Below are 22,669 nucleotides of genomic sequence, written 5' to 3'. Positions count from 1 at the left end.
ATTTAAAAAAGAGGGAAAAAGACTACTCCTCGTTAACTTCCTCGACTTCTTTCACTTCTTCAGCATCAATACGCTCAAACACTTCCTGCGTTATCTTAAGGACAGCCTTGTAGAGCTTTTCACTTATTATTCCATCTTCATAATGCCTTGTTAGTTCATCTTTGTCGATTATCTCCTTCTTTCCATCGGGCCATCTAACGATGTCCACCTCTAAGTCTATGTATCTAGCCTTATCCGGGTATATCTCAATGGGAGTGTTTATGTTGTAGTACTCTCCCTTAAGCTCGCCGTCTTTGTTGTAATACCTGTGTACAAACCACCACTTACCTTCTCCGAGCTCTGTTATTGCATAGTCTCCGTACTCAATGGGCATCTCAAGGCCGTCGTAGAACTTACCCGGTTTTAAGCGCCTTTTAACAACGACCTTAAATGGGTCGAATGAAATATCAACAACTTCTCCAGGACCAATTTTTACTTTCTGGCCATCTGGCTTAACATGCTCCAAGCTAAAGAGCCATCCAACTTTTGGCCCCTTGTTTTTAACAACCGCCTCCAAAAAGCCCTCTTTGACTTTTGCTCTTTGGCCAACTTTACCCAATATAGCCTCCGCAACTTCAACTGCAAACCTAAACTCCGGATCGTAGGCTTTGAACTGATGGTGTCCTTCTATTGTAGGAATAACTTCATTTCTAATTGCATCCAGCTTCTTCTTCGCCCCTCCTCCAAACTCTACTTCATAGATGTTCCTTCCATCAATTATCTTAGTTGGAGCAGAGTAGTTCTCAGCATCTTTGAGCCTATCGGCCAGTTCCGAGAGCTTTACAAGTTCTTCCTTCAAAAGATTCCAATCCTTATATGCAGCGGCTGTTCTCCACAGAACCCCCCATTCTCCAAGATCAATGCTTAAACCAAGTATTTTGAGCCTATCCCTCTCTTCTCTGTCCCTAATCTTTCTCGATATCTTAACATGCTTCTGAGCTCCAATAGGCTTAGGGATCAACACAGCATAGTCTCCGGGTATCGTGAGCAAAATGCTCAAGTGCGGCAAAACGTTGTACTTCTTAACCTGAACTAAAACCTCATCTCCTTCGACAGCATCGGGAAGTTCTTCGATGAGTACTGTCCCTATGGCATCTCCGATATCGACGTATATGTACTGCTCGTCTCTGTTCACCACTATTCCTTTATATATGCCGTAGAGCTGGTAGGGCATCTTTCTGAAAAACACATCAATTAATTCTTCTTCCAAGGCTTCCTTAACGGCCTCAACTTTAGTGCCTACTAAAACAACACCCTGCTCATCCTTCTTGTTGTATATATCCACATCAAATTCTTCATATGTCTTTTCCAAATTGAGTCTCTCAGCTGTCTTCTTGCTCGGCTGGCTTATTTTGAAGCCCTTGTCTAATAGCAGCTTCGTCAGTGCTGTGCTATATATTCCCCTTATCCTCACCGAAACCTCTGAGTTTGTAGACACTTTCACCACCTCTCATCTTCTTTTCCACAAGACCAATGAGCATCAAACCTTCGAGTATCTCGCTGGCGCTGTCTCTCTCAACCCCACTCTTTTTCTCAACATTTCTCGCTTCCACCCAAAGCAGACCCATTGAGTGCCACTCTCTCAAAGCTTCTTCAACTTTATGGACCCAAGAGGGGTGAGTATAAAGGTGATAAGTGAACCTTAAGAGAGTGTTAAAGTCTTCTTCTAGCTTACTTATTTTATTTATACGTTCGAGTATTCCACCGGGAAGCTTTTTCTCTTTTTCGCTTCTTCCAATCAAGGTTAAACCCTCAACTTCAGCACTCAAAGCTTGGAGTGCCCGATGTGCGGAGTAATCGTAAACGCGATAAAACTGCAAAAGCCTCTGAAGTGTTGAGTTAAGCTTAGTCCTCTCACTATAGCTCTCAAGAGCAGATGTTAAGGCCGCTAAAACTTCCTCAAGCCTAAACTTCATTTGGTGCTCATTCTTTTGGAGCTCTTTAGCCTCGTTCTCCAAACCATAGATGAATGCCGCTTTGTAAATTTGAGAAGAAATGTTGAACTTCTCCTCTGCGAGTGAATAAAGCTCATGCAGAATCCCCCTTAAATCCTCAACATGACTCACTATTCCCGGTTCAAACAGCTTTGCAAACTTTTTCCCAAAATTCTGGTGGAGCTCATCCGCTTTAGAGATGAGTTCTCTAAATTCGCCTATTTCCATCGCTACCCCCGAACATTTCTTTGGAACAAGCCCTACTTTTACTTTTCGCTTTGATTGAGGATAACTTTAAACACCTTAAAGAATACAATTTTTTGGTGAATGACATGAAAATCACGGTAATATTTGAGAACCACAGCGGCTTTAGGAAAGGTCTCTTTGGAGGGCACGGATTTTCGGTTTTGGTGGAGCATAAAGGTCACAAGATTTTAGTCGATACTGGAGTAGATGGTAAAGTTTTGCTCAAAAACATGAAATCCCTTGGAGTTAACCCAAATGATGTAGACTACCTATTCCTAACCCACGGACACTACGACCACACCTATGGCATAAAATCGCTTTTGGAGGTAAGGGAGGAAAAACTGCCAATAATAGCGCATCCAGATGTTTTCTCCAAGCGTGTTGCTCTAAAGCCTCGCTTAAGGGACATAAGCCTTCCTTTCAGGCGCGAAGAACTCAAGGATTTGGGGGCGGAGTTTATTTTAGTAAGTAATCCCTTTGAGATAGTTGAGGGAATTTGGGGTAGCGGCGAAATAGAGAGAAGGACTTGGGACAGGACAGTTGGATATAAAATTAGAGAAGGAAAGCTAATTAAAGATGACGTTAGAGACGACATGGCCCTAATTTTGGACTTGGATGATGGAATAGCTGCAATAACTGGGTGCGGCCACAGCGGGATTTTAAACATAGCTATGCACGCTCGAGATGTTATGGGGAAGCCATTGAAAGCCTTGATAGGAGGATTTCACCTAATTAACGCTAAAAATAGGATAATAAACGAGGCCATAAAAGGATTAAAAGATATGGAAGTTCAAAAGCTCTATGCTGGCCACTGCACCGGCTTCGATGCAATGGCGCAATTTAAAATGACCTTTGGCGAAAGCTTTGAGCCTCTCTATGTTGGAAAGGTCATAGAGCTTTAGTCCTAATCGGAAGCAGGCTTAAAAGGACAAAGAGCAAAGCCAAGGCATACTCAACACCGAAGCCAAAGCCTTCCACGATAAATCCGCTTGAGAGACTGCCCACTATCAAACCTAAAGAGTTCACGAGGTTGTAAATTCCCATAGCTGTTCCCTTCTCTTTTTCGCCTGCCAACCTTCCGACCAAGGAAGTGCCCGAGATGCTTATAAATGACCATGAGAGGCCCGCTAACAAGTACGAAGCTAGAGCTAATATGAATACACCTCTCGCTCCAACAACTGCTATGAAAATTGCCGCTATTCCCAGGAATCTAAGGAGCAAGCCCCTCCTTAAGACCTTGAAGAGGTTGTCATTCTTTAGCATTAAACCCACCCGAGTGTACATGAAAGCGGAGATCGCAGAGTTTGCAATGGCAATTAAATAAATTTTTTCTCTGCTGAAACCGCTAAACGTCAAGAAGACAGGTACTTGGGAGAAGTAAAGGCCAGTGGCTATCCAAAATAGGAAAGAATGTGCATAAAAAGCCCTGCACTTTGAGAACCTTCTAAACCCTTTGAGTGTACTGGGTATGTGGAGAACGAAGCTTGGAGCATAGCGTGCCTTTTGGACAACTGCGTTTCTAAATAGGGCTATGCTCTCTCTGTTTACGTATATCGGGATTTCCCTAATGAGAGACGCACCTAATAAAATGGAGGGAAAGTTAATGATAGCGAAGAGTAGCAATAGAGCGCTTATGCTTAGATATTTGGAGAGCGCAAGGCCTAAAACCAAGCCGAACGTCCAGCCCCAGCCGCCTATTTCGCTGAACTTTCCAAGTCCAAAGTCCCAATATGTCTTTCTAACACTCCTCAGCGCTAAAACAACAGGTACGGAGATAGTTGTAGCGAGGAAAAATGCATAGAGAGTATTGAGGATGATAAGCTCACCGGCACTTCCCACAATTGCGAGGAGAGCCAGGAATATGCTGACACTTGAGAATCCGAGCGTTATAAATAGCCTTCTCTTTAGCGTTTTATCTGAGAGTCTGCCCCAAAACAGCGTCCCAATCATTGACGCTAAGCTCGCCAAAGAGTTCATAACACCAACCAGCTGGGCACTTCCACCCAATTGGAGGAGATATAAGGGCATTAGGACAGAACTGCCGCCCGTGGCAATTTTAAATGGCACGAAGGAGTAAAACCAATTCGGTATCTTAAATACCCCATAGTGAAAGCTATACCTCCGTTTTGTCACCATGTTCGCATGATTCTTTCTTGATGAGGAGACCACTCTTTGACTCATTTTTTTCACCTTGAGGGGCGGGGTGGTGTACATTGAGTTTATAAAGTTTTGGGTAAGAATAAAAGGATTGAAATAAACTTTGAAAAATCCCAAGACAAGCAGAAAATTCCAAAAGGTTTATACTATTTTAGGTCAACCTAACACTTGGTGATAAATAATGTCAATAGCTTTTGGTCCGGTTCCTTCAAGAAGGCTTGGCAGGAGTTTGGGCATAAACAATATCCCTGATAAAGTCTGCTCCTATGCTTGCGTTTATTGCCAAATTGGAAGAACATTGAGGATGGAAGTCGAGAGGAGAGCATTCTATCCTCCGGAGCTAATCTTTGAGGAAGCTAAGAAGAAGGTGGATAATGCTAAAGCAAGAGACGAAAAAATAGACTACATCACCTTCGTTCCAGATGGAGAACCAACCCTCGATGCGAACCTTGGAGAAGAAATTGACCTCTTGAGGAAACTCGGAGTTCCTTTGGCTATCTTAACAAACGCCTCGCTAATTTGGCATGAAGACGTTAGGGAAAACTTGCTAAAATTTGACTTTGTTTCTCTAAAGCTCGATGCTGTGAGTGAAGAGCTATGGAAGAAAATCGACAGACCGCATAAAAGCTTAAAGCTCGAAAAAATACTTGAGGGAATGCTCGAATTTAGGGGAGAGTTTAGGGGAAAGCTCGTAACGGAAACAATGCTCATTGACGGCATTAATTATAGCGATGAGTTAGAAAAGATTGCCGAATTTTTGAGGGAGCTTAAGCCTGATGTGGCTTACATAGGCATTCCCACACGGCCTCCAGCAGAGGAGTGGGTGAAACCGGCTAAGGAGGAAGCAATAAATCACGCTTTCCAAACCTTTGCCAAAGCCCTCGGCGAAGATAGAGTTGAATATTTAATGGGCTACGAAGGAAACGCATTCGCATTTACGGGAAACATTGAGGAAGATTTGCTCTCAATAACTTCCGTGCATCCAATGCGCGAAGACGCTGTTAGAGAACTCTTAAAGAAAGCCAATGCCGATTGGAGCATTGTGGAAGCACTTCTAGGGGAGGGAAAGCTCATCGAGCTTGAGTATGAAGGTAAGAAGTTCTACATGAGAAAGCTCAAAAGCAGAGCATGATTTTCTATTTTCCAATCTTTTAGGTTTTCTTTTCAAACTTATCTTAATCATTAGGCTAACCAAACGTTTTTAAGGCATCCTACGCATCTTATAATCGAATTAGGGTAACCTAACGGTGATGCTCATGTATGTACGTTTGACTCAGATGAGGGAAGGAGAGAAAGGAGTTGTTGTAGACATTCAAGGAGGAATAGGCGTTAGACAAAAGCTTATTGGAATGGGAATAACTCCAGGGGCGCGAATTGTAGTCATAAAATCAGGAAAACCCGGCCCATTTATTATTGCGATTGGAAACATGCGCCTTGCCCTAGGTAGAGGCGTTGCCGATAGAATTCTCCTGAGGAGGGAAGCTTAATGGCGTCCTGCTGTGAGAGGAACGACATCCCTAACAAAAAGAAGCAAGGTTTAATGGTGGTAGCGTTAGCTGGAAATCCAAATGTAGGTAAAACGACTATCTTTAATGCTCTAACCGGCTTGAGACAGCATGTTGGAAATTGGCCCGGTGTAACCGTTGAGAAAAAAGAGGGCATAATGAAGTATAAAAATGAGGAGTTTCTCGTTGTCGATTTACCGGGAACTTACTCACTAACAGCCCACTCTATAGATGAGCTCATTGCAAGGAACTTCATCCTCAAAGGAAATGCAGAAGTTATAGTTGATGTTGTTGATGCCTCATGCCTTATGAGGAATCTTTTCCTAACGATGGAAATACTTGAAATGGGGGTTAAAAATGTTGTACTGGCCCTCAACAAGATAGATATTGCAAAGAAGAAAGGGGCAAAGTTCGACATAAAAAAGATGGAAAAAGTGCTTGGGATTCCCATAATTCCCACAAACGCTAAAGAAGGTACAGGCCTTGAGGAGCTAAAGAGGACAATAGCTGCAATGGCGGAAAGAAAAATAAGCACAAATCCAGTGATTCCGGTCTATGAGGAGCCAATTGAAAGGGAAATAGAGCATGTAAGCCGGGTTTTAGAAGGGACACCTTTAGCAGAGCAGTATAATATTAGGTGGCTTGCCGTAAAGCTCTTAACAAGAGACCAAGAAGTCATAAAGCTCGTCTTGAAGTATCTAGGACAGACAAAAATGGACGAGATTCTGCAGCATATAAGCGAACTTGAGGTTCATTACAAGCGCTCTCTCGATATAGTAATAGCAAACCAAAAGTACGAGTTCATAGATAGGCTAATGCACCAATTTGTGACACACTTTGGGGAAGTTAGAGAAACACTGAGCGATCAGCTCGATAGAATTCTAACCCATCCTCTTTACGGCTTTTTGAGTCTGCTGGCAGTTTTCTATGCTTTATTTAAGTTCGTATTCACATTAGGTACTCCAATGCAAGAGTTCCTAGACAGCTTTTTCGCCTCACTTGGAGAATCAATAGCACCATATATCGCTAACGAAGCTCTAAGAGGATTAATTGTGGAGGGTATCATAGGCGGCGTTGGTGCAGTGCTGAGCTTTTTCCCATTGGTCTTCTTGCTGTTTATAGCAATGGCAATATTAGAGGACACAGGCTATATGGCCAGAGTGGCAGTTGTTATGGAGAAGGTAATGAAAAAGTTCGGCCTGCCCGGAAAGAGCTTTATCCCAATGGTGCTCGCCTTTGGGTGTAATGTCCCTGCAATAATGGCCACAAGAACTTTGGAGGATGAGAGGGATAGGATTTTAACGATGCTGATTAATCCTCTCGTGCCGTGCAGTGCAAGAATGGTGGTAATAACTTTCCTAGCAGGGGCATTTTTCACAGAGCATCAAGCCTTAATAGCCGTATCCATATACACCGTTTCAATATTCCTAGCTCTGCTCTCAGGCCTGCTCCTTGGCAAATTTGTAATCAAAGGAGAAGAGAGCCCATTTATAATTGAGCTGCCTGACTATCTCCTTCCATCATGGAAAACTGTAGTGCTCCATTCATGGGAGAGAAGCAAGGAATTCCTGAGAAAAGCAGGAACAGTAATCCTAATCGGTGCAATAGCTATTTGGTATTTGAGCAACTATCCAGAACCAATTGGAGGAGGTTTAAGCTATTCAGAACAGCTTGGAAGGGCTTTTGAGCCATTTACCATGCTTATGGGGTTGGATTGGAAGGCTGCAGTAAGCTTAATATTCGGAATAATCGCTAAAGAAAATGTTATCGCAACTTACGGAATAATCTATGGCGTGGGCGAAAGTGAAGAGGCTTTAGCAATGCTAATGAGAGGCGCAATGACACCCCTCCAGGCATTTGTCTTGGGCATAGTGACTACCCTATACCTACCATGCATAGCTACAATTGGTGCTATAAGAGCCGAAGGAGGCAATAAATGGGCTTTCGTCGCAGTAGTTTACAACTTGGCCCTGGCAAGCATCATAGGGATATTAACTTACCACATAGGCCTTTTACTTGGCTTTTAATTTATTTTTAGGGGGTTTTGAGATGGGAAAGCTCGACGAAGTTTTGGAGCTGATAAAAAGAGGGGCAACAAATCCAAGAGAGATTGGGGAAAAGCTCGGTATAGACGAAAAAGAGGTAGAGGGGATAATAAAAATTCTTGAGAGCTTGGGATACATAGAAAAAGTGGAACTCGGAAGCTCCTCATGCGGGAGTTGTCCTCTAAAGGAAATCTGTCCGGGGAGCTGTATTCAGTTTAAAGGGACGCTCTATCAAGTGAGTAAAAAGGATTCCAAAGATAATGTTCAAAAATGAACATTATAATAAAAGCGTTCATCGTTATCCATATTTAATGGCCGTAAAATATATAAGCTTTCTACTGTTAATTATAATTGGTGATATCATGAAAGCAGTTATTCTTGCTGGAGGATTCGGAACGAGGTTAAGGCCAATTTCATCCACAAGACCAAAGCCGATGGTACCTGTTCTCGGAAAGCCAAACCTCCAATATCTCTTGGAGAGCTTAGAAAAAGTTAAAGAAATTGACGAAATAATTCTCTCAGTTCATTACATGAAGGGAGAAATCAGAGAGTTCATAGAGGATAATATGGCGGATTACCCAAAAGACATCCGCTTTGTAAACGACCCAATGCCTCTCGAAACAGGAGGAGCACTCAAAAATGTTGAAGAATTCGTTAGCGAGGACTTTTTGGTCATCTACGGAGATGTGTTTACAAACTTTGACTTTGGGGAGCTCATAGAAGCCCACAAAAAGAACGGTGGCTTAGTCACTGTTGCCGTTACAAAAGTATATGACCCAGAGAAGTACGGTGTGGTTGAGCTAAACGAGGAAGGAAAAGTTGTGGAGTTCGAAGAGAAGCCTAGAAGACCCAAGACAAACACAATCGACGCTGGAATATACGTTGTGAACAAGGAAGTCTTAAAGGATGTTCCAAAGAACAAAGAAATCTACTTTGAGAGGGAGATACTTCCAAAATATGTGAGCCAGGGACTAGTTTACGGCTATAAGATGGCGAGGGATACATATTGGGTTGACCTCGGAACTCCCGAAGACCTGTTCTACGCCCACCAGATAATCCTTGATGAGATAACCAAGGAGAACGGTTACTACACCATAAAAGAGGGTGCAGAAGTCGCAGAGGATGTCGAAATACAGGGGCCTGCGTACATAGATAGGGGGGCAAAGGTCGGGAAAGGCGTTAAGATAAAAGCCTATACATACATTGGACCGAACACCATAATTAAAGAAAAGGCCTACTTAAAGAGGGCAATACTTATCGGAAGCGACATAATCAAAGAGAAGAGCGAAATTAAAGACTCAATACTCGGTGAAGGCGTTGTTATTGGGCAGAACGTCATAGTTAAAGAGAACGCTGTAATAGGAGACTACGCAAAGATTTACGACAACTTGGTAATCTACAGTGCTAAGGTGCTTCCATGGAAGAAGGTAGAGGAGTATGAGGCTTGGCTCAAGCTCAAGCTCGACCCAACCAAGGTTAGGCCCGAGCTCACGCCAGACAGATGCCCACTTGGACTTCCAGAGTGCATTTACAAGAAGTTCAAGGCCATGGCCGGGGAAAAGCCCCCATGCGATGAGTGTATTGAGAACCAATGGCTCTTCTGATTCCATTTCTCTTTTTCTGGGGGGATAGGAATAAGGATTAAAGCGCTTTCAAGGGAGATAAAGGACAAATGTTCCTCTCGAGGCTTTAAAGCCATTGAGGAGTTCCGCACTGCCGATGGAACCCGCATAGATCTGGCCATTTTTGGAAAAAACGATGAAAAGATAGCGGCTGTTGAATTTGAGAACTCCTACAAGTGGATAAAGCAGAGGACACTTTACAATGCCTTAAAAGCTCATAGGGCGGGCTTTAAACACCTGATCCTTGTATATCCCTTTAACAACAATCCCTTAAAGAACAGCTGGATTATGGATTTCATTGAAAACGAACTGAGAATGAGAGTTAGCCTTGTGAAGCCTGAAGCTCTTTTGGGGTGGATAGATGCACATTTAGAGGCTTGTGATGAGTAAGGAAGCTCCATCAATTTCCACAATCTTCGCTTTAATACCATAAACATTTTCCAAAATATCTCCTCTAAGGCTGCTTGGTGTTCCTTCCCACTCTATCGTGCCTTTATTGAGAAGGAGTAACCTATCAGCATACTTTAGGGCCAAGTTGAGGTCGTGCATCACCACTATTACAATCTTTTCATCTTTGAGTGCATTTAAAATCTCCATTATCTGGAGTGCATGGTTTATATCCAAATGAGATGTTGGCTCATCCAAAAGGATTATCTCGCTTTCCTGTGCCAAAGCCCTTGCTATCAGAACGAGCTGGTATTCACCACCGCTTAAGTTCGTCACGAACTCTCTCCTCCTCTCCCAAAGACCAACCCTCTTTAGGGCACTCTCGGTGTCACCCCTAGTCGCATACGCACCCATCTCGACAAATTCTTCTATGGTAAACGCAAACTCTGGAACGGAGCTTTGGGGCACATAAGTCACAAATCGGGCTCTTTCTTTTGGCTTTAGCTGAAGAAGGTCGAAACCATTGAACTTAACCTCTCCTTGAGGCTTTAAAATTCCCACAAGGCACTTTAAGAGAGTGGATTTTCCAGCGCCGTTGGGCCCTATGATAGCTAAAAGCTCCCCTTTTTTTGCCGAAAACTCAACGTTTTTTAAAATCTCCCTCTCGCCGTATGAGAAGGAGAGGCGAACCTTTAAAGTTCGCTCATGCATAGAGCTCACCCCTCTTCCGTTTAACTAGAAGATACAAGAAGAAAGGAGCCCCAAAGAGAGCAGTAACGATCCCAACGGGGATTTCGGCAGGCTTTAACAAAATGCGAGCGAGTAAGTCTGCAAAGACCATTAAAATTCCTCCAAAGAGAGCTGATGCCGGGAGAAGCTTTTTATGACTCGGCCCAAAAATTATGCGCATTGCGTGGGGGCTTACCAATCCTACGAAGCCGATTATGCCGCTCGTTGCAACAGCAAATGCAGTTAATAGTGAAATTACAAAAATGACAGCTTTTCTATAAAAGCCTATGTCCAATCCGAGGGCTACGCTTTCCTCTCCAAATAAAAGGAGATTGAGCTCTCTCCAGTGGGTCATTAAGAAGGCAAACCCTACCGCAGATGAAATCAAAACCAGTTTCACATCTCCCCACTCCGCACCGTTGAAAGTCCCCATAAGCCAAAATATGACGTTATGTATCCTTTCACGCCCAACATAAAGTAGATATGACGTTATTGCACTTGAAAAAAAGCCAAAAGCTATTCCAGCCAATAGAAGGGTGTCTATTGGTATGTGGCCGTCAATTTTTGAGATTCTATAAACGATATACACCGACACAAGGGCAGAAGCTAAGGCAAATGGTCCTATATAGCGTGGGAAGTAAACTGCCGCTATTGCCGCGCCTACAGATGCACCGCCACTTATGCCCAATATATACGGATCCGCTAGGGGGTTTTTAAAGAGTGCTTGAGAAGCTGTACCTGCGGAGGCAAGGCTTAATCCAACTAAGTATGCAAGAAGAACGCGTGGGAGCCTTATTTGAAGGATTATGGTCTCTGTGGTTCCCAACGCTTTAGGGTTTTCCAGAACGAGTTTGATGTTTTTAAAGGCAAAAGAAGCAATAACCTGAGAAAAGGGAAGATTAACAGAGCCTATTGAAATTCCAATAACCATCACAGCCACAGATACAATGATCAAAGTGAAGATGCGCCTCATAGTTATCGATGGATTATTTGTCCAATATATTTAAAAAGCTAACCCAAAGCATAAAAGCTCTCACGACAATTTAAATATTAGGTGTTATCATGTGCGATGTTTTGATTGCCACCCCTAGCGCAACAAAAAATAGAGAAATGATTTTTGCTAAAAACAGCGATAGAGAGCCAAACGAGGCCCAAATCTTAGAGTTCATCCCGAGAAAAAAGCATGAAGCAGAAAAAGTCAAGCTTACCTACGTCGAGTTTCCGCAAGTAAGGGAGACTTATGCCGTCCTTCTCTCGAGACCTTGGTGGATGTGGGGGGCGGAGATGGGCGCAAACGAGTTCGGTTTAACCATTGGAAATACCGCCGTCTTCACCAAAATAAAAGTTCCCAAGACGGGAATTTTAGGAATGGATATGATACGCTTGGCTTTAGAGAGGACAAAAACTTCGAGGGAAGCCCTTGAGTTCGTAATCTCACTCATTGAAAATTATGGTCAAGGAGGAAACGGGAGCTACGGGCATAAACTCCTTTATCACAACTCTTTTATAATAGCCGACCCCAAAGAGGCGTGGGTTCTTGAGACCGCTGGAAAGCACTGGGTGGCCAAAAAAGTTGAGGGCGTTTACTCTATTTCAAATGCCCTAACGATTGAAGACGACTGGGATTTAGCATCTGAAAGTGTTGAACGGCTCGCTAAGGAGAGAAAGGGCTTTAGCTTTGCCAAATATTTTTCCGATAAATTCTATACCCACTTTGCTCACGGCAGGGAGAGAAGGGCTTTTACGTATAAAAAGCTCAAAGAAAAAGAGGGAGAGATCACGCTTGAATACATGATGCAAATTCTCCGCTCACATCAAAGAGAGCCTTTTGAACCGGCAAACGGCTCAATGAGAGACATTTGCATGCATTACGGTGGCTTAACAAGACCGTCTCAAACAGCTTCGTCTCAAATATCCGAGCTTGGAAGGATAAACGTTCACTGGTTTACGGGGACATCACTTCCGTGCCTGAGCTTATTTAAGCCGGTCTATATTGAGGCCGGCCTTCCCAAATTGGGTGATGAGCCAACGAACGAATTCAATCCAAAGAGCTACTGGTGGAGATTTGAGGCATTCCACAGGAAGTTCCAGACAAGCTATAAAGAGCACATTGAAGAGTTTTCAAGAGACATAGCTGAGATACAGAAAGAGCTCATTGAGAATGAGAAGGAGATTAGAGGAAAGGCTTCAAAGGAGGAGCTCTTAGCATTAACGCTATCGGCATTTGAGGAAGAAGCCAAGCTCCTGGAAATGTGGGAAAGCAAGGTGGGAATTAAAAAGCTCCCTCTGCTTTATGGACGAGTTTGGAAAAAAGTGAACGCAAAGGCCAAGCTCAAATTTTAGGTGCTCAAGAGTGACCACATAAGAGATGTCTCTTGACCACACAAGTATATATCAGGTGGTAATTATGATTGAGGTGTATGAAAGAGAGTATGAAGTGGGAAAAGTTAAGCTCGAGCTTGAAAATGTGAATGGGACAATAAAAATCAAAGGGTATGATGGAAAGACGCTCAAGCTTAGAATAGAGAAGAGCTGGGGCCTTCTGGGCAGCGAACCAAAAGTTAAGATTAGAAAGAAAGGAGAGTTTTTTAAAATATTTACAGAGCACAGAAAAGGACTTAACATAGATCTGGGGGGTTCAAAGGTCAATTTTGAAATTCTGGTGCCCAAAGAGGTCGAGGTAAACCGCGTGGCGAGTGTAAACGGCAGCATAATTATAACGGGCGTTTCAGGGTGCATGGAGGCAAAAACCGTCAACGGCCCTATATCCCTAGACGTCGAGTGTGCAAAGGACATCAAAACTGTTAACGGGAAGATTAACGTGAAGGCTGAAAGGCTAATAGGAAACATCAAAACCATCAACGGCATGATTGAGGTCTATCTCAGAGCAATAGGGGATGACGTTAAAATCAGCACAGTGAACGGGCCCATAAACCTCCACCTGCACCCTACGTTTAACGGCAGGATAGAGATAAGCACCACAAACGGGGGGATAAAAAGCGATTTTGAGGAGATCAAAGTTGTAAAGACAAACAAGCGCTTCGGACCTAAAACAGCATCAGGTGCCCTTGGGGAGGGGAGGAATACCCTAACGGTCAGCACAACGAACGGCCCAATCAAAATTCTGAAGTGGTAGTTTTTCATCTTTTTATAGATTTTCAAATAGCTCTCATTAAAAGGTAAAGAAATGTTGAAAAACGAAAGCTACTTAGTCGCTTTCGTTATTCCAACGTCTTTCACAAGCACGTAAGGCGTAAAGACCGGAGTAGTAACCTCCCACCAATGGATGTGGTAGAGGTCTCTGCCCAAAGCGGCTATGTTCTCCAAGATTTTTTGGAAGTTGTCGCTTACCCTAATATTCTTTACAGGCTTTACAATTTCACCATTTTCTACGAGAAAGGCCCCATCTCTTGGAATTGTTGAGAAATCACCAGTAACATAGTTTTGGAAGCGCGTATACCACACGTTCGTAATGTAAATACCCTTCTTGACCTCACCGAAGAGCTCTTCTTTCGTATAGTCCCCCGGCTCAAGATAGACGTTCCAAGCGCGGGGCACTATTAAACCTGCATTTGCCGTTGTCTCTGTTTTGTACTTTCTTGCAAAGCTCGTATTGAGGAGATACGTCTTTAGGGTTCCGTTCTCAATTATCGTCGTCTCCCTTGTGGGCACACCCTCATCATCGAACTTCCTTGAACGGTAGGCATTTGGCATGTTTCCAACATCCTTAATCGTTACGTTCTCATTTGCAACTTTTTGATCGAGCTTGCCCACGAGGAAGCTGAAGCCAGCCTCAACAGCAAAAGCCGATGTCATGAAGCTCATGTAGCTCATTAAGTTTGCGAAGGCTAAGGGGTCGAAGATCACATCGAAAGTTCCAGCCTCGCCTTGAGTTGGGTTTTGTGCTAACTTCGCTATCTCTCCAGCTTTTCTTCCTGCACTCTCTGGGTCAAACTTGTCTAACACCCTCGAAGAGCTCGTTCCATGTCCGCTCTCCTCGTCACCTATAAACGCTCTAACGCTAATCTCAATACCCGTTCCCTCGTCGAAAGCCTCAACGCCGTTGCTCGTAGTGAGGTGGATTTTGTTGTGGTCTGTATAGAGGACTCCAGCAACTCTTTTAGCCCCTTCTTCAATGGCAGCATTTATGGCCCTTTCCACATACTCATTCGGTTCATCAAGCTCAACTATTCTCTTGTCAAGGGTTTCTGGGATGTCGTTATACTTAAATGGACCATCTGCTATTCCAAAATAGTCCTCTTTAGGGGCCATCGTCTTAACACTCGCCAAGAGAGTTTTGAGGGTCTTTTCTATCGTCTCTTTGTCGAAAGTCGTTATTGTGGTTACGGCAAGCCTTTTTTCATACTCTACAAAGAGCTCAGCCTTTTGATAGTGCCAATTTTTAGCCACAGTTATTTCATTGTTTGCAAAGCGCACTTGCCTTCTATTGTTTTCATAGCCTAAAACAACCACATCCCCAAAGCCAAGTTCTTTAGCTTTCTTCAAGATGAATTCGTTAATATCAAACATTTTTCTCACCTCCTTAAAACGACCTCTCTTAACCTCGCGTGCGCTCCCCCCATCCACACGGGCACTCCTTGGCCAGGTTCGCCTTTTCCACATGTACCCGGGTGGAACTCAATTTCTTTGCCTACAGCATCAACGCTACTCCAAAGCCCCTTTGTGGTTATCTCAAGGATGGGCTTTCTTACGGGATACTTTATCTCACCGTTTTCAATGAGATAAGCTTCCCTTCCGATATAACGCTGCTGGTATCTCCTATCGTCAATGTTCCACTCGTTGAAGCTCACCATATAAACACCGAGCTTTATATCTTCAATCAGCTCTTCGAAGGAATAATCACCTGGAGCCAAGTAAGTGTTCGCCATTCTAACTATAGGCTCCCTGTCATAGTTTATTGCTCTCGCAGAGGCGTTTGAGTGGGTTCCTAGATAATAGGCGTACTCTCTGTTCATTAAAAACTCGTTAATTATGCCCTCCCTTATCAAATAGCGCGGTCTTGCTTTAACGCCCTCATCGTCGTATAAGTAGAATCCCCAGCTGTTTGGAATTGTTGGGTCTTCTATAACCGTTACCACCTCACTACCAATCCTCTCTCCGAGCATCTCGGGCTTTACAAAGCTTTCTCCTGCTTGGGCCGCTTCTCTTCCCATTATCCTGTCGAGCTCATATGGATGCCCAACGCTTTCATGGACAGCTATTCCAGCAACCTCTGGAGAGATTACAACATCAACTTTACCTTCAGGAGGCTTTTGGCCCTCTTTAATAAGCCGTTGAAGCACTTTCACATCGTTCAAAGCCCTCTCCCAAGGTTTATCTCTTTCAATAAGTTCCAATCCCCCTGAAAAAGCCCTCTGCACAAAAGGCGCCTGCTCCATTTGTCCTTCCTCAAGGACAACTAGATTGTAGGTTATGGACACCCTCGGTATGAAGCTCTCAACCTTTGCTCCCTCATTATTCACGAAATACTTGTGCCACATAAAGTCTCTATATGCTAAAAAGCGCATTGGAACGGTTATTCCGCTCCCTGCGATTACTTCCTCGATTTGTTTTAGATAATCCATTTTCTCCTCAGCGCTTATGTCTCTAAAGTCCTTTTTCATCCTAACTTCATAAGAAACTTCGTGAAACATCTCCTCACTGAATTCAATTGGTTTGTTCCTCACTTTTGAGGCCGCTTTTGCAAGCTTTACTGCTTTTTTAACCGCTTCAAGAACGCTCTCTTTAGTTAGGACATTTGTAGAAGCAAAACCCATTCCACCATTAACTAAAACCCTAATAGCTATACCTCTATCAGCCAAAACCGCGAGTCCTTCCGGGTTGCCGTTCTTCATGACGATCTCAGTGCCATCTTTCTCTTCAAATCTTGCCTCCGCATATTTGGCCCCAAGTTCTTGGGCCTTTTCCACGGCAAATTCTACAAGTTCATGCATGCACATCACCCCATACCAATGCATAAACATGTCCTCTCTTGAAGTATAAAATCGTTTCGTTTCGATGGTAATTGAAAAGCTATCCTCACCATTTGAGGGCATTGCAGAATAACCCACATTTTAAAAGCACCCTAAAAATATAAAAAGAATCAAATTAAATGAGAATCGGAGGGGTAAAATTGAACCACTTAGTAAGGGAGGTACCTAGAATCAATACAGGTATAATCGATGAGTTAATTGAAGGCGGTATCCCTATTGGAAGCATAATTCTCATAAAAGGAAATCCAAAATCTGGAAAAAGTCTGTTTATAAATCAAATTTTATACAATCAACTCCGCCAAGGGGTTCCTATAATTGGAATTCTTGCTGACGAGCCTAAGGAAGAGTTTCTCCAAAATACTCGTGAATTTGGATGGGACTTCTTGCGTTATGGGGATAAAGTACGTTTAGTAGATATTTTTTCTAAAAGGATAAGGAAAAAAAGTGTGTGGGAAGAAGACCCTATAATCACAAATCCTTACGATATCCTCGAGTTTATGAGCATAATTAAAGATATAACCCTCGAGTTTATACTCAAACAGGACCAGCCATATATAGCCGGTTGGGTTTCTTCAATAAACTCTCTATTCTTTGGAATGGAGAAAAGCCTCGTTTATGAATTCTTTAACAATTTGAAAGACTTAGCAAAGAGGGCTAAACAAGTATGGTTCGTTGAGATGAACTCAAATACTGAAGTTCCTGATGTTGAGGCTGCGATAAATGCGATTGCTGATGGCATTATAGAACTAAAGCTAACAGAAGAGGACAAAACGTTGGAAAGATACCTCAGAGTTTACGGTATGAGGAGAACCATTCACTCCTCAACGTGGGTGCCTTTTGAGATAACAAAAAGAGGAATAGTGCTAAAAAATTAGCCTTTCTAAAAATGCCCCAACCTCTTCTACCTTGTCCCGTCTTGCATACACTCCCCACTTCCAGTACTTGTCCTTGAGCTCTACCAAACTTCTCACAAGGGGGGATACTTCGTTTAAGCGTTTTATCTCCCCACTAAATTCAACGTAGGTTTGGCTTTCCTCAAACTTTGGGTATCTTGGGTAGTCAAACAATGTCAAATGCCCGAACTCCTCCTCAAGTGCCTTCTTTAATTCACTGGGATTTTCAAGAGGAGTGTTTGTGTACAATACGCGTTTGTAGAGCTTTCTGTCATCTATTGCCTTCATAAGTTCTCTAACCTCACTATGCTCGCTCCCTCTTAAGCGCGCCACTAAATCAATTTCGTCCATTCTTGCTATTTCTCCTTTTGGAATCCCTTCTATTTCAACGGCCTTAACGAGCATGCTTGCTGCTATTCTGCTTACATGATGCTGGTAAACGATTGGGTACATGGTGCTCCTTGCGACCAATAGTGATTCTGCAGCTATAATACCCTTTTGCTTGACGATGAGCTTCTCACCATCGTAGTGAAGGTTTCTAATGAGTCTATCCAAATCAATCAGGCCGTGTGCAACGCCGGTATAATATGCGTCTCTCATTAGGTAGTCCATCCTATCCGCATCGATATCCCCTGAGACAACAGGGTGCTTTAAAAGACGTAAGAACTCGTTGAGTGAGTAATTTTCCCCTATTACATCCCCTATTTCGCCCTTTTTTATTATTTGGCGCGTGTTCTCTTCGTGGTTGCCGTAAATAATCTCCAAAACATGGGAGAAAGGATAGTGCCCCAAATCGTGAAGCAGAGCAGCATAAACCACTATGCCCTCCACGGTATCTCTATTGTTCTCGTAAATCTTTTGGGCTATACTATATGTTCCAATGCTGTGTTCAAAGCGTGTATGCCTCGCAGAGGGATATGCCAAATAGGAAAAGCTCAATTGAGTAATTCGCCTAAGACGCTGGAATTCAGGAGTGTCCACCAGCCTCACGGCGAAGTCATCCAAGATTATGTCCCCGTGTATCGCATCCCTAATAACCTTCATACTCTCCACCAAAAAGAAAATCAAACATACCAAGTTTCAGCTATTACATCGTGCTTGTGTATGCTCTCATGGCTTACGACTTTAACATGGATTTTGCCCTTAAAGCGCTGCTTTGCCTTGAAGATTATCTCCCTGGCAACATCCTCTACGAACTTCGGATTTTCATACATTCTCTGTACAACAGCGTTTTCGTCAATAGTTTTTAGGAGTGTGTAAGTAGGAGAGCTAAATGAGCCTTCAACGACCTCAATCATATCCTCTAAGGCGATTCCTTCGTCGTAGTCCGTTCTAATCTCAAGCATTGCAACTGCCCTCTGGATGTGGGTTTTCCCCTGGTTATTTGCCATCGCGTGTGGACAGGCGGTGTTCCCTATGACCTTCACTCTGAGAACCTTTTCCACCTTTTCGGGTTCCTTTATAACGCCGACCTCGACGTCATATGACTCCAAAGATTTGCGCTTGCTCGCTGGAGTTTCTCTTTCAAGAATTAGCTGGGTCTTTATCCAAACCTCCGCCCTCTTGTGTGGATGTTTTTTCTCCAAGCGCTTTATTATTGCCAGTTCAAGCTCCTCAAGAGAAGTGTGCGGTTGTATTACCTCTTCCTCCACTGCCTCACTCATCGTTTCGGTTATGCTCTCAACTAATCTGCTCATGTGTATGCCTTTCTTCTCCTCAGGAACGTCTATAGCTATCTCGAAATTTGGAATAAACGTGTAAGTCTTCCCCTTCCAGTTTATCTTCGCTACCGTCCTTAAATTGGTAATTCCCACTCTGTGAAGCTTCTCTCTAATCGTGGGCCTCTCTTCTTGGGTTTCAAAAATTTGCATTTACCTCACCTCTTAGGGAAACCTAAAGAATCAAACTTTTAAGGTTTTGCTTTTTGTTGCAAAACCCCTTTAAACAGTGCGCACGATCCTCTAATTGGGGAGGTATATGGCAACTATAAAAGTAAAACTTGAACGGGAAGATAAATTTGGGGAAATATACAGAATCTACGCAATTATGAGTAATTTAGCGGACATTGTTAAGGATCTCTGGGAGGAGGACGCCATAACAGAGCTTCGTGAAGAGAATGAGGCCTCACTGATGGATGACATGATTGAGGAGAAGGAAGAACTTTTTAAACGCCTAATTAGGGAGCTAGAAGCCAATAAAGGATTAGAGCATGCAAAGCTCATAATATCCTCTAAAAGTAGCGATAAGCATTTACTCATCGTAAAGATAGGAGAGTATATAAACTGGAGGCTATTACTAAAGCCAAACAAAGTCAAACTCATGGAGGTTTGAGAATTGTTTTTGGCGGAGATATTTAATAGTTGGCAGGGTGAGGGAGGAAGCGTTGAAGGCTCAGCCTTTGGAAGGAGGCAAATTTTTGTAAGGTTTGCGGGTTGTGACATTAGGTGTGAGTGGTGTGACAGCAGCGCTTTTCTAATCGCTTCTCAAGTTCCAAAATACCGCTATGAGGTAGAACCCTTCTCTGGAAAGTTTGCTTACAAAGAAAACCCTGCAAAGCTTGATGACGTAGTGGATATAATTTTGAAGCTCGACACTGGTGATATACACTCCATAAGCTACACAGGAGGCGAGCCAACTTTACAAACCAATGACTTACAAGCATTGATGGAGCGAATGAGGGAAATCGGCTTCAAGAACTTTTTAGAGACCAACGGCTCTCAGCCAGAGAAGATAGCACAAATTGCCCATCTCACTGACTACGCGAGCGTTGATATAAAGGATGAGACGGCTAAAGCGACAAAAGATTGGCGCGACCTCGTTTTGAGAGAAGTTGAGAGCATCAAAATCTTCCGGGAAGCAGGAGCAAAGACTTATGCAAAGCTTGTCGTTACAAAGGAGACAAAAGTGGAAAACGTTAGATGGTATGCCGAGCTTTTGAATGGGTTAGCTCCTTTGGCAATACAACCGAGAGAGCCGATTGACATCTCTCAAGAGAGGCTCATGGAGCTCTACAACACGGCAGCAAAGGTTATGGGAAGGGAAAACGTTGGACTGAGCTTTCAGGTGCATAAGTACTTGAATGTCCTATAGGCTTTTAAGCTCTCTTTCTTAACTCTATTTAGGCGATGATGTAGATTGGCCTTTGGGGTATTTGATGCCCGGGATCGACGTTGCTGAGCCTTTCTTAAAAAAGTTTTTAAATTTTTCAACTTCAGTCAATCCAGCAGCGATGCTGACCTCTAAACCCTCTCAACCCTAACTTCCATGGCCTTCTTTGACACTTCTTCCATTGAAAAGTCATAGCTCCGCCTCTCAAGAAATAGTGCTGTAAAGGCATTTGCCATCTTAAGTGCTTGGATGAAAGGACATTCTCTGTAAAAATATGTAAACGCCGCTAAAAATGTATCCCCTGCTCCTGTGGCATCTTTAATCTTAGTTCTCGGCGGGTAGTAAGCATAAATTTGTCCCTTTTTAATTGCAATCCCTCTCTCCCCACCATTGGAAATCAAGGCAACTTCTACGTTCTCCTTCAAAATTTGAATAGCCTTTTCAAAGCTCCCTAAAGACAGGATTTCATTTATATCCGCATGGAGAATTTTAACGCCTCTTAAAACCTCGCTATCGATTTTTCCTATCCTTACCCCATCTTTGAACTCCCTGACAATGCCCTGCAAGTCCAAAGCTAGCTCTCCATTCTTTAAAATTTCCAGCGTCTCTTTTGGAATTTCCCCCGCAACAGGGTTTGCTAAAACTACATCAAAGCCCCCCAACTCGGGCAGCTCCTCTGGCTTCATCTCCTCGCCTCTCGCTAAAAGCTTCAGCACTCTTTCGCCCTCGTTTAGATATCTAAGCTCATAAGTGGTTGTTTGTTTTGAAGGAAGTGCAATCACTTTTATTCCACAGTTTTCCAGTTCATAGAGTTTTTCTTTTGGGAAGTCTTCACCAATTTTCGTTAAAATGCTAACTTCTCCAAATGTGACCAGTGCTAAAGCAGAGTAATACACGCCGCCTCCGACTCTTTCAAAGCGCTCGCTCCCTTTTATGATGACGTCCTTTGTTAAGTGCCCGATTACTAAGACTTTCATAGTTCTACCTAGTTCTCTAATTTTTTAATTGTTGTCTTTTTAAAGGGCAGGTATTTGGGGAAAGCTTAAATTCCCAAAAACTTATAGTTTAAGAACAGCGCTGATAAATGGGGTGAGAGTATGTTTGATGTTGTGGGAATTGGAAACTTGAACTACGATATCATTATGCTTGTTGATAGATTTCCTGAATTCCATGAAAAACTCCCTGCAAAAAACGCTTTCTTTGGATTGGGTGGTGCTGCAGCCAATACGATCTCATGGCTCGCACGGATGGGTTTAAAGACGGGTTTTATTGGAGCTGTTGGGAGTGATGAAATAGGAGAGGCACATATAAGCTACTTCAAGAGAATAGGGGTTGACACGTCGAGAATAAAAGTCGTTGAAGGCTATTCTGGAGTAGCGGTGGCAATGATAAAAGGAGAAGATAAGAGGATAGTGAAGTTCAGCGGTGCGAACACTTCTAGAGAGCTCGACTTTGAGTATTTAGCAAAAGCAAGGCACATCCATCTCTCATCGAATCCACAAAAGCTGATCATTAATGCTGTTAACTTTGCTTATGAGAACGGAATAAGCGTCTCTCTTGACATAGGTGAGGCGAAGCTTCCAGAGAGCATAGAAGAAAAGATAACATACCTTTTGATGAACGAGGACGAGTTCAAGCGCAAATTTGGGAGCTTAGAGCACATAAGTGATGTAAAGGCAAAGAACATTATAGTCACACTCAATGGTGGGGGAGCATTAATTAGGAACGAGAAAGGAGATGTGTGCAGAACCCCGAGGCTTCATGCTGAAGTAGTGGACACTACAGGAGCAGGAGATTCATTCGATGCTGGCATAATCTATGGCATTCTAAAGGGGTGGAGCCTTGAGAAAGCTGCTTTGTTGGGAACACTGCTGGCTTATCTCACGGTTCAAAAAGTAGGTGCTCGGAGTGCGATAGTGCCACTGGAAGAGATAAAGATGGCTGCAAAAAAACTAGGGCTTGAGCTTCCCTTTGAATAAAAGGCGAGAAAGGCTTATTAATCTTTCATAAA

General features: G+C 43.2%; 22 protein-coding genes. 12 read left to right on the top strand and 10 right to left on the bottom strand.

Translation table 11 applies throughout. The annotated features are described in order from the left end of the window. Nucleotides 1-22: 22 nt before the first annotated feature. Nucleotides 23-1,477: a DUF402 domain-containing protein gene (locus PAP_RS06025; protein ID WP_048165156.1), complete on the bottom strand. Its 1,455-nt coding sequence runs from the start codon at nt 1,475-1,477 to the stop codon at nt 23-25. Further along, complete coding sequence (locus tag PAP_RS06020; protein WP_048165155.1) at nt 1,431-2,201, bottom strand: hypothetical protein; 771 nt, start codon at nt 2,199-2,201, stop codon at nt 1,431-1,433. Before PAP_RS06020 ends, PAP_RS06025 begins: the two co-directional genes overlap by 47 nt. Before the next feature lie 104 nt (nt 2,202-2,305). Between PAP_RS06020 and PAP_RS06015 the strand changes: the two genes are divergently transcribed. Beyond that, nucleotides 2,306-3,121 carry an MBL fold metallo-hydrolase gene (locus tag PAP_RS06015; RefSeq protein WP_048165154.1) on the top strand — a complete coding sequence of 272 codons (816 nt, stop codon included), beginning with the start codon at nt 2,306-2,308 and terminating at the stop codon, nt 3,119-3,121. On the opposite strand, the gene PAP_RS06010 is transcribed toward PAP_RS06015, so the two are convergent. After that, the gene (locus PAP_RS06010) at nt 3,108-4,400 is read right to left on the bottom strand and encodes an MFS transporter (protein WP_052649092.1); all 1,293 of its coding nucleotides are present in this window, start codon (nt 4,398-4,400) and stop codon (nt 3,108-3,110) included. The genes PAP_RS06015 and PAP_RS06010 overlap by 14 nt on opposite strands. Before the next feature lie 157 nt (nt 4,401-4,557). Here PAP_RS06010 and PAP_RS06005 point away from each other — a divergent pair, with 157 nt between their 5' ends. The 5 genes from PAP_RS06005 (at nt 4,558) to PAP_RS05985 (ending at nt 9,530) form a co-directional block, all read left to right on the top strand. Beyond that, a complete protein-coding gene (locus PAP_RS06005) occupies nt 4,558-5,508 on the top strand; it encodes a radical SAM protein (RefSeq protein ID WP_048165153.1) in 951 nt (316 codons plus the stop codon). Nucleotides 5,509-5,626: 118 nt separating this feature from the next. Beyond that, nucleotides 5,627-5,863 (top strand): FeoA family protein, encoded by a 237-nt coding sequence (locus PAP_RS06000; RefSeq protein ID WP_394296778.1) that lies wholly within the window; start codon nt 5,627-5,629, stop codon nt 5,861-5,863. Continuing rightward, the gene (gene feoB / locus PAP_RS05995) at nt 5,863-7,908 is read left to right on the top strand and encodes a ferrous iron transport protein B (RefSeq protein ID WP_084177539.1); all 2,046 of its coding nucleotides are present in this window, start codon (nt 5,863-5,865) and stop codon (nt 7,906-7,908) included. The genes PAP_RS06000 and feoB overlap by 1 nt, the downstream gene beginning before the upstream one ends. Nucleotides 7,909-7,930: 22 nt before the next feature. Beyond that, nucleotides 7,931-8,200 carry a helix-turn-helix domain-containing protein gene (locus tag PAP_RS05990; RefSeq protein ID WP_048165151.1) on the top strand — a complete coding sequence of 90 codons (270 nt, stop codon included), beginning with the start codon at nt 7,931-7,933 and terminating at the stop codon, nt 8,198-8,200. Between the two features lie 88 nt (nt 8,201-8,288). Further along, nucleotides 8,289-9,530, top strand: coding sequence for a sugar phosphate nucleotidyltransferase (locus tag PAP_RS05985; protein WP_048165150.1), 1,242 nt, complete (start codon nt 8,289-8,291; stop codon nt 9,528-9,530). Between the two features lie 387 nt (nt 9,531-9,917). On the opposite strand, the gene PAP_RS05980 is transcribed toward PAP_RS05985, so the two are convergent. Both PAP_RS05980 and PAP_RS05975 read right to left on the bottom strand, forming a co-directional pair. Next, nucleotides 9,918-10,646 carry an ABC transporter ATP-binding protein gene (locus PAP_RS05980; RefSeq protein ID WP_048165149.1) on the bottom strand — a complete coding sequence of 243 codons (729 nt, stop codon included), beginning with the start codon at nt 10,644-10,646 and terminating at the stop codon, nt 9,918-9,920. Further along, nucleotides 10,639-11,637, bottom strand: coding sequence for a FecCD family ABC transporter permease (locus PAP_RS05975; protein ID WP_048165148.1), 999 nt, complete (start codon nt 11,635-11,637; stop codon nt 10,639-10,641). Before PAP_RS05975 ends, PAP_RS05980 begins: the two co-directional genes overlap by 8 nt. An 89-nt stretch (nt 11,638-11,726) precedes the next feature. Between PAP_RS05975 and PAP_RS05970 the strand changes: the two genes are divergently transcribed. Beyond that, nucleotides 11,727-13,007 (top strand): C69 family dipeptidase, encoded by a 1,281-nt coding sequence (locus PAP_RS05970; RefSeq protein ID WP_048165147.1) that lies wholly within the window; start codon nt 11,727-11,729, stop codon nt 13,005-13,007. Between the two features lie 64 nt (nt 13,008-13,071). Beyond that, complete coding sequence (locus PAP_RS05965; RefSeq protein WP_048165146.1) at nt 13,072-13,800, top strand: DUF4097 family beta strand repeat-containing protein; 729 nt, start codon at nt 13,072-13,074, stop codon at nt 13,798-13,800. A gap of 68 nt (nt 13,801-13,868) precedes the next feature. Here the strand turns inward: PAP_RS05965 and PAP_RS05960 are convergent, their stop codons facing one another. Beyond that, nucleotides 13,869-15,194, bottom strand: a complete 1,326-nt coding sequence (locus tag PAP_RS05960; RefSeq protein WP_048165145.1) for a TldD/PmbA family protein — start codon at nt 15,192-15,194, stop codon at nt 13,869-13,871. Between the two features lie 5 nt (nt 15,195-15,199). Further along, the gene (locus PAP_RS05955; RefSeq protein ID WP_048165144.1) at nt 15,200-16,618 is read right to left on the bottom strand and encodes a TldD/PmbA family protein; all 1,419 of its coding nucleotides are present in this window, start codon (nt 16,616-16,618) and stop codon (nt 15,200-15,202) included. A 158-nt stretch (nt 16,619-16,776) separates the two neighbouring features. Between PAP_RS05955 and PAP_RS05950 the strand changes: the two genes are divergently transcribed. Then, nucleotides 16,777-17,532 (top strand): RAD55 family ATPase, encoded by a 756-nt coding sequence (locus PAP_RS05950; RefSeq protein WP_048165143.1) that lies wholly within the window; start codon nt 16,777-16,779, stop codon nt 17,530-17,532. Here the strand turns inward: PAP_RS05950 and PAP_RS05945 are convergent. Together PAP_RS05945 and PAP_RS05940 are read right to left on the bottom strand one after the other, a co-directional pair. Beyond that, nucleotides 17,521-18,594 (bottom strand): HD domain-containing protein, encoded by a 1,074-nt coding sequence (locus tag PAP_RS05945; protein ID WP_048165142.1) that lies wholly within the window; start codon nt 18,592-18,594, stop codon nt 17,521-17,523. The genes PAP_RS05950 and PAP_RS05945 overlap by 12 nt on opposite strands. Before the next feature lie 20 nt (nt 18,595-18,614). After that, the gene (locus tag PAP_RS05940; RefSeq protein ID WP_048165141.1) at nt 18,615-19,421 is read right to left on the bottom strand and encodes a GTP cyclohydrolase IV; all 807 of its coding nucleotides are present in this window, start codon (nt 19,419-19,421) and stop codon (nt 18,615-18,617) included. A 106-nt stretch (nt 19,422-19,527) separates the two neighbouring features. Between PAP_RS05940 and PAP_RS05935 the strand changes: the two genes are divergently transcribed. Both PAP_RS05935 and PAP_RS05930 read left to right on the top strand, forming a co-directional pair. Then, on the top strand, nt 19,528-19,881 hold the full coding sequence (locus PAP_RS05935) for a hypothetical protein (protein ID WP_048165140.1): 354 nt from the start codon (nt 19,528-19,530) through the stop codon (nt 19,879-19,881). Nucleotides 19,882-19,884: 3 nt separating this feature from the next. Further along, on the top strand, nt 19,885-20,640 hold the full coding sequence (locus tag PAP_RS05930) for a 7-carboxy-7-deazaguanine synthase QueE (RefSeq protein WP_048165139.1): 756 nt from the start codon (nt 19,885-19,887) through the stop codon (nt 20,638-20,640). A gap of 149 nt (nt 20,641-20,789) precedes the next feature. Here PAP_RS05930 and PAP_RS05925 read toward each other — a convergent pair whose 3' ends face one another. Continuing rightward, nucleotides 20,790-21,635 (bottom strand): PfkB family carbohydrate kinase, encoded by an 846-nt coding sequence (locus PAP_RS05925; RefSeq protein ID WP_048165138.1) that lies wholly within the window; start codon nt 21,633-21,635, stop codon nt 20,790-20,792. 120 nt (nt 21,636-21,755) lie between these two features. On the opposite strand from PAP_RS05925, the gene PAP_RS05920 reads away from it, so the two are divergent. Next, the gene (locus tag PAP_RS05920) at nt 21,756-22,637 is read left to right on the top strand and encodes an ADP-dependent ribose-1-phosphate kinase (protein ID WP_048165137.1); all 882 of its coding nucleotides are present in this window, start codon (nt 21,756-21,758) and stop codon (nt 22,635-22,637) included. Nucleotides 22,638-22,669: the final 32 nt, after the last annotated feature.

The sequence above is a fragment of the Palaeococcus pacificus DY20341 genome (assembly GCF_000725425.1).
In the GTDB taxonomy this organism is placed as follows: domain Archaea; phylum Methanobacteriota_B; class Thermococci; order Thermococcales; family Thermococcaceae; genus Palaeococcus; species Palaeococcus pacificus.
The sequence above is the reverse complement of the archived record's forward strand: the minus strand, read 5'-3'. Positions and strand labels throughout refer to the sequence as shown.

Coding starts and splice junctions, on each gene's coding strand:
- PAP_RS06020 (WP_048165155.1), bottom strand. CDS start 2,201: ATGGAAATAGGCGAATTTAGAGAACTCATCTCTAAAGCGGATGAGCTC.
- PAP_RS06015 (WP_048165154.1), top strand. CDS start 2,306: ATGAAAATCACGGTAATATTTGAGAACCACAGCGGCTTTAGGAAAGGT.
- PAP_RS06010 (WP_052649092.1), bottom strand. CDS start 4,400: ATGAGTCAAAGAGTGGTCTCCTCATCAAGAAAGAATCATGCGAACATG.
- PAP_RS06005 (WP_048165153.1), top strand. CDS start 4,558: ATGTCAATAGCTTTTGGTCCGGTTCCTTCAAGAAGGCTTGGCAGGAGT.
- PAP_RS06000 (WP_394296778.1), top strand. CDS start 5,627: ATGCTCATGTATGTACGTTTGACTCAGATGAGGGAAGGAGAGAAAGGA.
- feoB (WP_084177539.1), top strand. CDS start 5,863: ATGGCGTCCTGCTGTGAGAGGAACGACATCCCTAACAAAAAGAAGCAA.
- PAP_RS05990 (WP_048165151.1), top strand. CDS start 7,931: ATGGGAAAGCTCGACGAAGTTTTGGAGCTGATAAAAAGAGGGGCAACA.
- PAP_RS05985 (WP_048165150.1), top strand. CDS start 8,289: ATGAAAGCAGTTATTCTTGCTGGAGGATTCGGAACGAGGTTAAGGCCA.
- PAP_RS05980 (WP_048165149.1), bottom strand. CDS start 10,646: ATGCATGAGCGAACTTTAAAGGTTCGCCTCTCCTTCTCATACGGCGAG.
- PAP_RS05975 (WP_048165148.1), bottom strand. CDS start 11,637: ATGAGGCGCATCTTCACTTTGATCATTGTATCTGTGGCTGTGATGGTT.
- PAP_RS05970 (WP_048165147.1), top strand. CDS start 11,727: ATGTGCGATGTTTTGATTGCCACCCCTAGCGCAACAAAAAATAGAGAA.
- PAP_RS05965 (WP_048165146.1), top strand. CDS start 13,072: ATGATTGAGGTGTATGAAAGAGAGTATGAAGTGGGAAAAGTTAAGCTC.
- PAP_RS05960 (WP_048165145.1), bottom strand. CDS start 15,194: ATGTTTGATATTAACGAATTCATCTTGAAGAAAGCTAAAGAACTTGGC.
- PAP_RS05955 (WP_048165144.1), bottom strand. CDS start 16,618: ATGCATGAACTTGTAGAATTTGCCGTGGAAAAGGCCCAAGAACTTGGG.
- PAP_RS05950 (WP_048165143.1), top strand. CDS start 16,777: ATGAGAATCGGAGGGGTAAAATTGAACCACTTAGTAAGGGAGGTACCT.
- PAP_RS05945 (WP_048165142.1), bottom strand. CDS start 18,594: ATGAAGGTTATTAGGGATGCGATACACGGGGACATAATCTTGGATGAC.
- PAP_RS05940 (WP_048165141.1), bottom strand. CDS start 19,421: ATGCAAATTTTTGAAACCCAAGAAGAGAGGCCCACGATTAGAGAGAAG.
- PAP_RS05935 (WP_048165140.1), top strand. CDS start 19,528: ATGGCAACTATAAAAGTAAAACTTGAACGGGAAGATAAATTTGGGGAA.
- PAP_RS05925 (WP_048165138.1), bottom strand. CDS start 21,635: ATGAAAGTCTTAGTAATCGGGCACTTAACAAAGGACGTCATCATAAAA.
- PAP_RS05920 (WP_048165137.1), top strand. CDS start 21,756: ATGTTTGATGTTGTGGGAATTGGAAACTTGAACTACGATATCATTATG.